General features: G+C 65.5%; 14 protein-coding genes. 6 read left to right on the forward strand and 8 right to left on the reverse strand.

All coding sequences use genetic code 11. From position 1 onward, the window contains the following. The first annotated feature begins 53 nt into the window (after positions 1-53). Positions 54-653, forward strand: a complete 600-nt coding sequence (locus ASF31_RS13140) for a YitT family protein (protein WP_055755061.1) — start codon at positions 54-56, stop codon at positions 651-653. A 4-nt stretch (positions 654-657) separates the two neighbouring features. On the opposite strand, the gene ASF31_RS13145 is transcribed toward ASF31_RS13140, so the two are convergent. Next, on the reverse strand, positions 658-1,344 hold the full coding sequence (locus ASF31_RS13145; RefSeq protein WP_055755062.1) for a response regulator transcription factor: 687 nt from the start codon (positions 1,342-1,344) through the stop codon (positions 658-660). A gap of 65 nt (positions 1,345-1,409) precedes the next feature. Beyond that, positions 1,410-2,126: a YggS family pyridoxal phosphate-dependent enzyme gene (locus tag ASF31_RS13150; protein WP_055755063.1), complete on the reverse strand. Its 717-nt coding sequence runs from the start codon at positions 2,124-2,126 to the stop codon at positions 1,410-1,412. Here ASF31_RS13150 and ASF31_RS13155 point away from each other — a divergent pair. Further along, entirely contained in the window at positions 2,125-2,769 is a 645-nt protein-coding gene (locus tag ASF31_RS13155; RefSeq protein ID WP_055755064.1) for a thiamine phosphate synthase, read from the forward strand. The genes ASF31_RS13150 and ASF31_RS13155 overlap by 2 nt on opposite strands. 10 nt (positions 2,770-2,779) lie before the next feature. On the opposite strand, the gene ASF31_RS13160 is transcribed toward ASF31_RS13155, so the two are convergent. Continuing rightward, a complete protein-coding gene (locus ASF31_RS13160; protein ID WP_235551340.1) occupies positions 2,780-3,199 on the reverse strand; it encodes an NtrZ family periplasmic regulatory protein in 420 nt (139 codons plus the stop codon). A gap of 325 nt (positions 3,200-3,524) precedes the next feature. Here ASF31_RS13160 and ASF31_RS13165 point away from each other — a divergent pair, with 325 nt between their 5' ends. The 4 genes from ASF31_RS13165 (at position 3,525) to holA (ending at position 8,256) form a co-directional block, all read left to right on the forward strand. Continuing rightward, a complete protein-coding gene (locus ASF31_RS13165; RefSeq protein ID WP_017505409.1) occupies positions 3,525-3,989 on the forward strand; it encodes a DUF3576 domain-containing protein in 465 nt (154 codons plus the stop codon). Positions 3,990-4,148: 159 nt separating this feature from the next. Continuing rightward, positions 4,149-6,728, forward strand: a complete 2,580-nt coding sequence (gene leuS / locus ASF31_RS13170; protein WP_055755066.1) for a leucine--tRNA ligase — start codon at positions 4,149-4,151, stop codon at positions 6,726-6,728. Continuing rightward, a complete protein-coding gene (lptE, locus tag ASF31_RS13175; protein ID WP_055755067.1) occupies positions 6,728-7,207 on the forward strand; it encodes an LPS assembly lipoprotein LptE in 480 nt (159 codons plus the stop codon). Before leuS ends, lptE begins: the two co-directional genes overlap by 1 nt. Then, a complete protein-coding gene (gene holA / locus ASF31_RS13180; protein ID WP_055755068.1) occupies positions 7,204-8,256 on the forward strand; it encodes a DNA polymerase III subunit delta in 1,053 nt (350 codons plus the stop codon). Before lptE ends, holA begins: the two co-directional genes overlap by 4 nt. Before the next feature lie 2 nt (positions 8,257-8,258). Here the strand turns inward: holA and ASF31_RS13185 are convergent, their stop codons facing one another. Genes ASF31_RS13185 through mnmG form a run of 5 tightly spaced genes read right to left on the reverse strand, consistent with a single transcriptional unit; the run spans position 8,259 to position 12,694 of the window. Beyond that, entirely contained in the window at positions 8,259-8,441 is a 183-nt protein-coding gene (locus tag ASF31_RS13185; RefSeq protein ID WP_055755069.1) for a hypothetical protein, read from the reverse strand. Between the two features lie 26 nt (positions 8,442-8,467). Then, on the reverse strand, positions 8,468-9,358 hold the full coding sequence (locus tag ASF31_RS13190; protein WP_055755070.1) for a ParB/RepB/Spo0J family partition protein: 891 nt from the start codon (positions 9,356-9,358) through the stop codon (positions 8,468-8,470). Positions 9,359-9,382: 24 nt separating this feature from the next. Then, a complete protein-coding gene (locus ASF31_RS13195; protein ID WP_039246649.1) occupies positions 9,383-10,201 on the reverse strand; it encodes a ParA family protein in 819 nt (272 codons plus the stop codon). Beyond that, entirely contained in the window at positions 10,182-10,814 is a 633-nt protein-coding gene (gene rsmG, locus ASF31_RS13200) for a 16S rRNA (guanine(527)-N(7))-methyltransferase RsmG (protein ID WP_055755071.1), read from the reverse strand. Before rsmG ends, ASF31_RS13195 begins: the two co-directional genes overlap by 20 nt. Then, complete coding sequence (gene mnmG, locus ASF31_RS13205) at positions 10,814-12,694, reverse strand: tRNA uridine-5-carboxymethylaminomethyl(34) synthesis enzyme MnmG (protein WP_055755145.1); 1,881 nt, start codon at positions 12,692-12,694, stop codon at positions 10,814-10,816. The genes rsmG and mnmG overlap by 1 nt, the downstream gene beginning before the upstream one ends. Between the last annotated feature and the right edge of the window lie 20 nt (positions 12,695-12,714).

Below are 12,714 nucleotides of genomic sequence, written 5' to 3' on the forward strand. Positions count from 1 at the left end.
ATGGCATAACTGGCTCTGTTTTTGATAGCCAGTTTGGCGCATCGGATCGATTTATGACCCGTCGCCTGATCCAGCTCTTCGCCGGCCTGTTTCTCTACGGCCTATCTATCGCCCTGATCGTCCGCGCCGATCTCGGTCTGGATCCATGGGACGTGCTGAACCAAGGGGTGTTCGAGCGGTTCGCGAAACCCGCCGGGATCAGCTTCGGTTTGGTGGTCAATCTGATCGGTATGGCCGTGTTGCTGCTATGGATTCCCCTGCGCCAGAAACCAGGGATCGGGACCTTCGCCAATGTTCTGGTCATCGGCACGGTCGCCAATTTTGGTCTGGACTGGATCCCGTCCGACCTGGGCCTACCGCTCCGGGCCGGCCTGCTCATCGCCGGCATCGTCCTGAACGGCGTGGCCAGCGGGGCCTATATCGGCGCCGGGCTCGGTCCCGGTCCCCGCGACGGCTTGATGACCGGCATCGTCGCGCGCACCGGCTGGCCGGTGAAATGGGTGCGGACGGCCATTGAACTGACCCTTATCGCCGTCGGCTGGCTGTTGGGCGGTTCGGTCGGTCTGGGCACGTTGCTCTACGCCCTGACCATCGGCCCGCTGGTCCACATCTTCCTGCCGCTATTCAAGGTCCGCCCGAAGACGGCCGACTGAGCTCTTAAGGCTGCAGCCGGTATCCGCCCGCGTCGGTCAGCAGCAGACGCGCATGGCCCGGTTCCGGCTCGATCTTCTGACGCAGACGGTAGATGTGGGTTTCCAACGTATGGGTCGTGACCCCGGCGTTGTAGCCCCAAACCTCGGTCAGCAACTCTTCGCGCGACACCGGCTTGGCCCCGGCGCGATAGAGGTATTTGAGGATATTGGTTTCCTTTTCGGTCAACCGCACTTTCTTGCCCTTGGCGTCCATCAGCACCTTGGCGGCGGGCCGGAACTCGTAGGGGCCGATGGTGAAGACGGCGTCCTCGGATTGTTCATGGCTGCGCAGATGGGCGCGGATGCGCGCCAGCAGCACGGCGAATCGGAAGGGCTTGGTGACATAGTCGTTGGCTCCGGCGTCCAGACCCAAGATGGCGTCGGCGTCCGCCGATTGCGCCGTCAGCATGATCACCGGTGTCGAAACCCCGTCCTTGCGCAACAGGCGACAGGCTTCGCGGCCATCCATGTCGGGCAGATCGACATCCAGCAGGATCAGGTCGGCGCGGATCTCGCGCCCCATTCGCACGCCATCGGTCGCGGTCGCGGCCTGCTGGGTCCTGAACTCCTCGTGCAGATTCAACTGCTCGGCCAAAGCCTCGCGCAGGTCGTCGTCGTCGTCAATGATCAGAATGGTCTTGGGCGTAGGCATGGGACAGACAATGGCGAGGCTTGGCCCCCGCGCCAAGGCTTGGGGGTGCGAATATTCACATCGGGTTACGAGCTAGAGGGCGTTTCGGGTCGATTTCGTTCCCCGAACAAGGCCGTTCCGACCCTGACGTGCGTCGCGCCGCATCGGATGGCAGTTTCATAATCGCCGCTCATGCCCATCGACAGGACCGGCAAACCGTTTCGTTCGGCCATGTCCCGCAACATCTGAAAATGCGGCCCTGCGTCCTGATCCGCCGGTGGAATGCACATCAGACCCTCGAGCGTCAGCCCATAGGTGTCGCGGGCCGCCGCAATCAGGGCGTCGGTGGCGTCGGGCAGGACCCCGGCTTTCTGAGGCTCCGCGCCCGTGTTCACCTGGACCAGGACGCGCGGCGATCGGCCGCGCTTTTCGCCCGCCTGCGCCAAGGCGCGCGCCAGTTTTTCACGGTCTAGGGTTTCGATCACGTCGAACAGGGCGACTGCATCCTCGGCCTTGTTGGTCTGCAACGGGCCGATCAGCCGCAGTTCCAGACCCGGCAGTTCCCCGCGACGGTCAGCCCAACGGCCCTGCGCCTCCTGCACCCGGTTCTCGCCGAAGATCCGCTGACCCGTCGCCAGTATGGCGTCGATGGCCTCGGGGGCTTGCGTCTTGGAGACGGCGGTCAGGGTCACATCCGCTGGATCCCGACCGGCCGCATGGCAGGCGGCATCGATACGCGCCTGCACCTCGGCGACCCTTTCGGCGATGGACGGGGCGGAAAAAGCGGAGGAAGAAGAGGTCATGATCCTGCCGGCCGGTTACAGCGACGATGCGCGCGCGCTCTGGAACGCCGCGACCGCTCTAAACCGCGCAGCCGCCGCTGTCAGCCCGGCCGCAGCGACCTTGCCGCCGATGCTGTTCTTCACCGACCCGGATCGCACGACCAGACCGTGGGAGACAGCGGCGCGCCTGCCCGCCGGCTCGGCCGTGGTCTATCGCGCCTTTGGCGCCTCCGACGCCGTCGAGACGGGGCATCGGCTTCGGGAAGCGACGGCCGGTCGGGGTGTGAAACTGCTGATCGGGCTGGACTTGGATCTTGCCGAGGCGATCGACGCCGACGGGCTCCACCTGCCCGAACGTGCTGTGGAGCATGCCCCGCGCATTCGCTCGGACCGACCCGGCTGGATTCTGACGGCGGCCTGGCATGGCGTATCCCCGCCGCTTGGCGATTTGGACGCCTTGATCCTGTCGCCGGTGTTTCCGGCGGGCGGCGCGTCAGCCGGCAAACCCGCTTTGGGCGTCGCGGCATTCGAACGGCATGTGAAAGCCGCCGGTCTGCCGGTCTATGCGCTGGGCGGCGTCACGCCGGAAAACGCCGCAACGCTCGCACACACAGGCGCCTGCGGCCTGGCGGCGGTGAATGCGATCCAGTCAGCGTTTCGCTGACCAGTCAAAATCAGAACTTGAAGATTGTTTCCAGACGGACGCGGGGCTGGGCCCGGCCGTTGGTTTCGGGTGCGCGGGCCGGATCGGCTTCCGGCGTGCTGACGGCGGCGGCGGCGCCGACACGCAGGCGGTCGTTCAGGCGATAATAGGCGCCGGCCTCGACATCACCCCAGTCGGTCTCGCGACCCACGGGCTGGTTCAGGTTGAAATCCAGACCCCAGCGGCCACGGTCGTTCAGGCGCAGGCCGCGACGCTGCGGCGCCGGCGCATTGCGCTGCGCCGCCTGAGCTTCCGAAAGGGAAACGGTGGACGTGCTTTGGGCAAGCGCCGACGTCGACGTGGCCATCGCCGTCGTCGCCATCACCACAGCCAGGAAACCACCGAACCGCATACCAAACCCTTCGAACCCCGCCATGAGGCGGCGTTTCAACCCTGAACCGACCTTATATGGTCGTGAGCCCCGCGATTAGACACCGGGTGTCTGCGCGGTCAACGCAATGAGCCGGCGATAACAAGGTTCCCGCACATTGTTGTCGGCGTATGTGGCTCAAGCGTCACGGGATTCGGGCGGATTCCGGCGAAATCTCACATGCCCTTCACAAAACACCGCGACGCGCGATGCGACGGGAAACCGACTTCGCCTTGTCATCGCCCCTTTTCGCCGTGTTATAGAGCCTGGTAATCGGCATTCCCCATGCCGTGCGCGCGTGCGGGCGAGGGCTCTCACGTCCCTGAGTTTACGGAGACTTCTCTTGATGAGCCTCAACAAGGCCCTGGTTCGGAACGTCGCGGTCGTGCTGGTCTCGGGTGTGGCCCTGGGCGCGTCCCTGTCGGCCTGCTCGAGCATTCCCTTCGTCGGCGGCAAGAAGTCTGCGCCCAAGACGAACGTGCAACAGGGCATCGGCGTCAACGCCTTCCTGTGGCGCGCCTCGCTGGACACCCTCAGCTTCATGCCGCTGCTGACCGCCGATCCGTGGGGCGGAGTCATCAACTATGACTGGTACATCAACCCCCAGACGCCGAACGAGCGCTTCAAGGCGACCGTCTTCATCCTGGACACCCGTCTGCGCGCCGACGCGCTGAACGTCACGGTGACCAAGGAAGTGAAGGGCGCCGATGGTCAGTGGACCGCCGCCCCGGTTGCCGCCCAGACCGAGGCCGATCTGGAAAACGCCATCCTGACCAAGGCGCGACAGCTGAACCTGTCGAACGCCGGCTAAAGCCGGCGCTCGCTTTATTTCTAGGCGCTACCGCCCTTCGGGCTGCTTGAGCGCGACGCGTCCAAGAGTTTTTAGGACGCATTACTTCTTGGGCGCTGTCGTCCTTCGGGCTAGTTGAGCCGGGAGGGCGTCAGCGCCCTTTCGACTTTCAGGACGACCGTGGCCCGTTACGAACCCAAGACCGCCGAACCCCGCCAGCAGGCCCGATGGGCTAAGGCGTCCGCCTTCGTCACGAAGGACACCGGCCGGCCGAAATACTATGTGCTGGAGATGTTCCCATATCCGTCGGGCAACATCCACATGGGTCACGCCCGCAACTATGTGATGGGTGATGTGGTGGCGCGGTCCAAGCGCGCGCAAGGGTACGACGTTCTGCACCCGATGGGCTGGGACGCCTTCGGCATGCCGGCCGAGAACGCGGCCATGGAGCGCGGCATCCATCCCAAGGGTTGGACCTATTCCAACATCGCCAACATGCGCGAGCAGCTCAAGCTGCTGGGCCTTTCGCTGGACTGGTCGCGTGAGTTCGCCACCTGCGACCCGGAATACTACGGCAAGCAGCAGGCCTGGTTCCTGGAGCTGTATCGGCGCGGTCTGGTCTATCGCAAGGATGCGGTGGTCAACTGGGATCCCGTCGACAACACGGTCCTGGCCAACGAACAGGTGATCGACGGCCGCGGCTGGCGTTCCGGCGCCGTCGTCGAGAAGCGCAAGCTGAACCAGTGGTTCCTGCGCATCACCGACTATGCGGACGACCTGATCGACGGCCTGAAGACCTTGGACCGCTGGCCCGAAAAGGTCCGGCTGATGCAGGAGAACTGGATCGGCAAGTCCAAGGGTGCGACCCTGTGGTGGGACATCGCCGAGGCGCCGGCCTTCCTGCCCGCCTCTCCCGAGGGCGAACCCAATCACGCCCGCGACCCCATCGAGGTCTATACGACCCGCCCCGACACCCTGTTCGGGGCCAGCTTCCTGGCCCTGGCCCCCGACCATCCCCTGGCCAAGGCCATCGCGGAGCACCGGCCGGACGTGGCGGACTTCATCAAGGCCTGCGCCCAAAGCGGCACCAGCGAAGCCGAGATCGAAAAGGCCGAGAAGCTGGGCGTCGATCTGGGCGTCCGCGTCCGCCACCCCTTCGATCCGGACAAGACCCTGCCGGTCTGGGCCGCTAACTTCGTGCTGTCGACCTATGGCTCGGGCGCCATCTTCGGCTGCCCGGCCCACGACCAGCGCGACCTGGATTTCGCCCGCAAATACGATCTGCCGGTGACGCCGGTGGTCAAGCCCGACGACGCCGAGACCATCGAGATCGGAACCGAGGCCTATGTCGGTCCCGGCCGCATCTTCAACTCCGACTTCCTGGACGGAATGGACGTCGAGGCCGCCAAGGCCGCCGCCATCGCCAAGGTCGAGGCCGCCGGCCAGGGTCGCGCCGAGACCATCTATCGCCTGCGCGACTGGGGCGTCTCGCGCCAGCGCTACTGGGGTTGCCCGATCCCGATCATCCACTGTCCGTCTTGCGGCGTCGTCGAGGTTCCCGCCGATCAGTTGCCGGTCATCCTGCCTGATGATGTGACCTTCGACGTGCCCGGCAACCCGTTGGCGCGTCACGCGACCTGGAAGCACGTCAAATGCCCCTCGTGCGGCGCGGATGCGACGCGCGAGACCGACACGCTCGACACCTTCGTCGATTCCAGCTGGTATTTTGCGCGGTTCACCGATCCGACGGCCGAGGCGCCGATCGACAAGGCCGCCGCCGACCGCTGGCTAGCTGTCGATCAATATATCGGCGGGGTCGAGCACGCGGTCCTGCACCTGCTGTACGCCCGCTTCATCACCCGCGCCCTGTCCGACGCCGGCATGTTGTCGGTGAAGGAGCCGTTCGCCGGCCTGTTCACCCAAGGCATGGTCGTCCACGAGACCTATCGCCGGGCCGACGGCGCCTGGGTCGAGCCGACTGACGTCGAGCTCAAGAACGACAACGGCGTCCGCTCGGCCCGCCAGCTGTCGACCGGCGAGACCTTGGTCATCGGCGACATCGAAAAGATGTCCAAATCCAAGAAGAACGTCGTCGCTCCGGCCGAGATACTGGAAAGCCACGGCGTGGACGCCGGTCGCCTGTTCGTCCTGTCCGACAGCCCGCCCGAGCGGGACGTGCAGTGGACCCCTGGCGGCGTGGAGGGCGCCAGCCGCTTCGTCCAGCGCGCCTGGACCCTGTTCGACACCTATGACGCCGGTTTCGCGGGCGAAGACAAGGCCAACGCCGATCTGCTGCGCGAGACGCACAAGGCCATCAAGGCCGTGTCCGAAGGGGTCGAAGGCTTCCGCTTCAACTCGGCTATCGCCAAGCTCTACGCCTTCGTCGCCACCATTCGCGACAACGCCCATGCCGGCGGCGACGCCAAGCGTCAGGCCCTTTCGGCGCTGGCCCGTCTGATCGCCCCATTCACCCCGCACCTGGCCGAAGAAGCCTGGATGCGGCTGGGTGAAGACGGGATGGTTCTGGACGCGCCTTGGCCCGTGTGGGACGCTGCGCTCGCGGCCGACGACGAGGTGGTCCTGCCCATCCAGATCAACGGCAAGCGTCGCGCGGAAATCCGCGTGCCGCGCGGCATGGAGCCGTCCGAGGTCGAAGCCCTGGTCCTGGCCGACGAAACGGTCAAGGCGCGGCTGGAGGGTCTGAGCGTGAAGAAGATCGTCGTGGTCAAAGACCGCATCGTCAATCTGGTGGCTGGCTGATGCGTATTGCGGCGACTTCTGCGGTTCTCGCGTCTCTGGCGGTTTCCGCCTGCGGCTTCACGCCCATGTACGCCGAGCCGGCCGTGGGTTCATCCCTGCGCCGGATCGCCGTCACGACCCAGGACGACCGCTTGGGCTATCGCCTGCGCGAGCAGCTGGAAGACGTCCTGGCCTGGGATCGCGGCGCGACGCCGCTTTATCGCCTGACGACAGAGGTCCAGCAGAACCGCCGCTCGCTGGGTCGCCGCATCGACGACACCGCCACCCGCTATGAACTGACGGTCAAGGCGACCTGGACCCTGACCCCGGCTGCCGGAGGAACGCCTGTCAGCGGCACGGAAACGGTCACCACGACCTACGCCACCGCCGACCAGCCCTATGCCGCCATCGCCGCCCAGCAGGACGGCGAGGAGCGCGCCGCAGCCGAACTGGCTCGCCTGATCCGACTGGATCTGATGCAGGCGCTGTCGAACCCGTGATCCTGGCCAAACGCCCCGAGATCGATCGCTTTCTGAAGGCGCCCGATCCGGCGATCCGGGCGGCGGTGATCCACGGCAAGGACCGGTCCGGCGTAGCCGAACGGGCCGAGGTGCTGTGCCGGACCGTCACCCCCGACCTGAACGACCCCTTCAACGTCACCGTCCTGACCGACAGCGACATCGACGGCGATGAGACGAAACTGGAAGAGGCCCTGACGGCCATGTCCCTGATGGGCGGCCGTCGTCTGGTGCGCATCCGTCTGTCGGCGCTGAAGCCCGGCGTGGACAAGGCTGTCGCCGCCGCGCTGAAGATCCACGCCGACGGCGGCTACAATCCCGACGCCATGATGGTGGTCGAGGCCGACCAACTGGGCCGCGAATCCGCGCTCAGAAAGGCGGCCGAGAAGGAAAACGGCGCGGTCGGCATCGTCTGCTACGAGGACGAGACCGGCGATGTCGCCCGCATGGTCCGTGAAGCCCTGGCCGCCGACAAGGTGGGCCTGACGTCCGACGCCCTGGACCGTTTCGTCGCGCGCTTGCCGCGCGAGCGGGGCTTGATGCGGCAGGAGATCGAGCGGCTGGCCCTGTTCATCGGCCCCGGCTCCGGCAAGACGCTGGATATGGATGTGCTGGAGCATCATCTTGGCGTCGAGCCGGACGCCTCCCTGTCGGACGCGGCGCTTCAGGCTTTCGGCGCGCGGCCCGGTCCGGCGCAAGCGGGACTCAGGCGCGCCTTCGCCGAGGGCGAATCGTCGGTGCTGGCCGTTCGCTCCGCTGCGATCCATCTTGGAAAGCTACGCCGGATCAATATCTTGCAGGCCAACGGCGCAAACGCCAAGGAGGCCGCCAAGGCCGCTGGCGTCTTCTGGAAACAGGAGGCGGAAATGCTGCGTCAGGCGCGCTCCTGGCGGCTCGAAGCCCTGGACGAGGTCTTGGACAGCATCAACACGGCCGATGTCGCCACCAAGACGACCGGAATGCCGGACCAACTGATCGCCGAACGCCTGCTGCTGGAAATCGCAGGTCGCGCCAGACGGCTGGGACTGTAGCCCTAGCCGCGCTTAGACGCCTTGCGGAAGGCGGGCTGGGCCATGGCGACGTTGCGCGCTGACACAGCCTTCTCTTCGGCCTTGGCGCCCGGCTGGGCGTTGAACCCATGACCCGCCTTGGCCTTCTTGGCGGCGAGCGCCTGTTTCAGCTTGTCGGCGGCGGTGGGTGTCGTGTCTTCAGTCATATCGACACCCTAGCACAGGCTAGCGGTCAGCCGCGCATCAAACGGCGGCACAGGTCGTCGAGCTGCTCCAGCGAGCCGTAGCCGATCGTCAGCTCGCCCTTGCCGCCCTTGTCCGACAACTGGACCTTCAGGCCCAGCGCATCGGCCAGATCCTGCTGCAGGGCGGCGACATCGGCCGCCCCTTCCCCGCCGACGGCCGCCGACGCCGACTTGGTCTTCGTCGGCTTCGGCCCCTCGACCGCACGGCGCGCCAGGGCCTCTGTCTCACGGACGCTGAGACCATCCACGAAGGCGATGTCCGCCAACTGACCCGGATCGGGCGTATTGATCAGGGCCCGGGCGTGACCCGCGGACAGTTTGCCTTCGCGCACATAGAACAGCACCCGCTCGGGCAGTTGCAGCAGGCGCATGGTGTTGGCCACATGGCTGCGGCTCTTGCCGACCACGCCCGCCACCGCATCCTGCGTCCGCCCGAAGCGCTCCATCAGAACGCGGTATGCCTCGGCCTCCTCCAGAGGATTCAGGTCCGCGCGCTGGACGTTTTCGACGATCGCGACTTCGAACACCTCCACATCGTCCATCTCGTGGACCACGATCGGCACTTCGGTCAAGCGCGCCGCCTGTGAGGCGCGCCAGCGGCGTTCGCCGGCGATGATCTGCCAGACGCCGTCCTCACCGGGTTGAGTCCGCACGAGGATCGGCTGCAGCACACCCTTGTCGCGGATCGAGGCGGTGAGCTCCTCCAGATCCTCTTGGCGGAAGGTCTTGCGGGGTTGGTCCGGATTCGGCTTCAGGCTTTCGATCGGTACGCGTTGCACACCGGCGGGCACGGGCGCGTCGGATGCGACCGGCGCCTCGGCGTCCTGTCCCATCAACGCCGACAGGCCGCGGCCCAGACCTCTTTGTCGTTCAGCCAAGATACTGTTCCGTTTCTAATAAACTCAGGCGGCCAGCTTCAGGCGCTGGCGTTCGCGCTTCACCACTTCCTTGGCCAGCCGCAGATAGGCCTGGCTGCCCGCGCACTTCAGATCATAGATCAGCGCGGGCTTGCCGAACGACGGCGCCTCCGCGACTCGGACGTTGCGCGGGATCACGCTCTCATAGACCTTGTCGCCGAAGTGGGCGCGGACGTCGTTCGCCACTTGGCCCGACAAGGCGCTGCGACGATCGAACATCGTCAGGACCAGGCCCTGGATTTCCAACGACGGGTTGAGGCTGTGCTTGACCATGTCGATGGTGCGCATCAGCTGGCTCAGGCCTTCCAAGGCGAAGAACTCGCATTGTAGCGGCACCAGCACCGCGTCCGCAGCCGCCATCGCATTCAGCGTCAGCAGGTTCAGCGACGGCGGACAGTCGATCAGCACATAGTCATACGCGGTAGGGCCGTCGTCATGTGCCCGCAGGGCATCGCGCAGCCGATAAGACCGGCGATCCGCTTGGCTGAGTTCGATCTCAACGCCCGACATATCGGCGTCGGCGGGCACGATCCACAGACCCGGGACCGTCGTCTGGACCGAGGCATCGGCGATGGAGCGCTGATCAACGACGACGTCATAGATGGTGACGCGTCGTGTTTCACGTGGAACACCCAGGCCCGTCGAGGCATTTCCCTGCGGGTCCATATCCACGATCAGCACCCGCTCACCAATGGCGGCCAGGGCAGTGCCCAGGTTAATCGCCGTTGTCGTCTTGCCGACCCCGCCCTTCTGGTTGGACACGGCGAGGACGCGGGCGGGCTTTCTAGCGCGTTGAGCGGGCACGGCGGAGGCTCCGGATTGTCACGATGCGGCCGCGCACGTCGCTTTGCGACGGGGCCAGTTCAGCCTCGAAATGCCAGGATTTGCGCGCTTCGATCAACTCGGATTCGGCACGCTCCCCCTTCAGGAACAGACCTTGTGCACCCCTTTGGAAGTAGGGCTGTGCATAACCCAGCAGTTTCTCCATTGGCGCGACGGCTCGGGCGGTGACGATGTCACACGTCACAGTCTGCGCCTCAGCCCGACCGACGATGACCGTCGCCGGCAATGACAATGCATTCACAACCTCCTGAAGGAATCGGCAGCGCTTGGCCAGGCTATCGATCAGCCAGACATGGGCCCCATCCCGCCCCTTCAGCATGGTGGAAAGCACTAGCCCGGGAAAGCCGGCCCCTGCCCCCAGATCCGCCCAGGTCTTCGCGTCCGGCGCCAGATCAAGCAGTTGCGCACTGTCCCAGACATGGCGGTTCCAGAAGTCTGGCAGACTGTCCGGGCCGACTAGATTCATCACCGCATTGGCCTCGACCAATCGCAGTCGAAAGGCTTCGAGGTCGGCGATCTGTTCCGCTGACGCATTGGCGCGTGCACGGAACGCCTCTTGTTCAGCCTCCAACATCAGGCCGCGACCGATGCCTTGGGCGCGCGCTTCACATAGGCCAGCAGCGCCGTCAAAGCGCCGGGCGTCATGCCCTCGATCCGGCCAGCCTGGCCCAGGGTCCGAGGTTGCACGCGAGCCAACTTCTCCTTCACCTCGTTCGACAGACCGCCGACGGCGCCGTAGTCGAGATCGGTCGGAAGCATCAGCCCCTCCTCCACCTTCAGAGCGTCCGCATCCTGCGATTGGCGATCCAAATAGTTGGCATAGGCCGCGTCGATCTGGACCTGCTCGCGGACTTCATTGGTCCAATCGGCAATGACGGGCACTGCCAAGAGGAATTGATCCAAAGTCACATCGGGGAAGGCCAACAGTTCGCGCATCGACCGTCGACGACCATCAGCATTTACAGATATGCCGAGTGCGCTGGCTTGGTTGGGGGTGAACAGTGTTTCACGTGAAACAGCACTCGCTGCCGCAAGCGCCGAGGCCTTGCCTTCAAAACGAATGCGCCGCTCGTCACCAACGATACCCAGCTCGATTGCAAGGGGTGTGAGCCGAAGGTCGGCATTGTCGGCTCGCAGCGTCAGCCGATATTCCGCCCGGCTGGTGAACATCCGGTACGGTTCGGTGACACCGCGTGTCACCAGATCGTCGATCATGACGCCGATATAGGCCTGATCACGCCCCAGGATCACCGGCTCCTGGCCGGCCGCTGAACGCGCGGCGTTCAGCCCCGCCATCAGCCCCTGCGCCGCGGCCTCCTCATAACCGGTCGTCCCGTTGATCTGTCCGGCCAAATACAGTCCGGGACGCTTCTTCACCTCCAGCGCCGCCGTCAGCTCGCGCGGGTCGACATAGTCGTATTCGATGGCGTAGCCGTATCGAAACACCTCGACCGCTTCCAATCCCGGGATAGTTCGCAGGAAGGCGAGCTGCGTCGGCTCCGATACCGAGGTCGAAATCCCATTTGGATAGACCGTGGGATCGTCCAGCCCTTCCGGCTCCAGGAAAATCTGATGGCTCGTCTTGTCGGCGAACCGAACGACCTTGTCCTCGATCGACGGACAATAGCGCGGCCCCCGGCCCGACAGCTTGCCGCCATAGACGGCGCTCTCGCCGAGATTCTCTGCGATGATCCGATGGGTCTCCTCTGTCGTGTGCGTCACGCCACAGGCGATCTGGGGCACGTCTATACGGTCAGTCAGGAAGGAAAAGGCCGACGGCGCCTCATCCGCCTGCTGCATTTCCAGACGATCCCAGTCAATGGTCCGCCCGTCCAGGCGTGCGGGCGTGCCCGTCTTCAAACGCCCCATCATCAGGTCGGCCGCATGAAGATCGGCGGCCAGACCGGTCGAGGGCTCCTCACCATGCCGCCCCGCCGGGATGCGTTCATCGCCGCGATGGATGACGCCGTTCAGGAAGGTGCCGGTCGTCAGGACGACTGCCCCAGCGCGAACCGTCTCTCCCGCGCCGGTCACGACGCCGACCACACGGTCGCCTTCGAGGACAAGCCGCTCGGCCGTCCCCGCCATCAGGGTCAGGTTGGGCGTCCCCTTCAGTTCGGCCTGCATGGCCTCGCGATAGAGGCGGCGGTCGATCTGGCTGCGCGGGCCCCGAACAGCGGCGCCCTTGGACCGGTTCAGGAGGCGGAATTGGATGCCGGACACATCGGCCAGCCGCCCCATCACGCCGTCCATGGCGTCGATCTCTCGAACCAGATGCCCCTTCCCCAGCCCCCCGATAGCTGGGTTGCACGACATCTCGCCGATCGTCTCCAGCTTCTGGGTCAGCAAGACGGTGCGGGCACCCGCCCGCGCGGAGGCCGCCGCCGCTTCACAGCCGGCGTGGCCGCCGCCGATGACAACGACGTCGAACACGAAATCTAAGGGAGAAATCATCGCCGCCACATAGGGCAAAA

This window comes from Brevundimonas sp. Leaf280 (assembly GCF_001422455.1).
Classification (GTDB): domain Bacteria; phylum Pseudomonadota; class Alphaproteobacteria; order Caulobacterales; family Caulobacteraceae; genus Brevundimonas.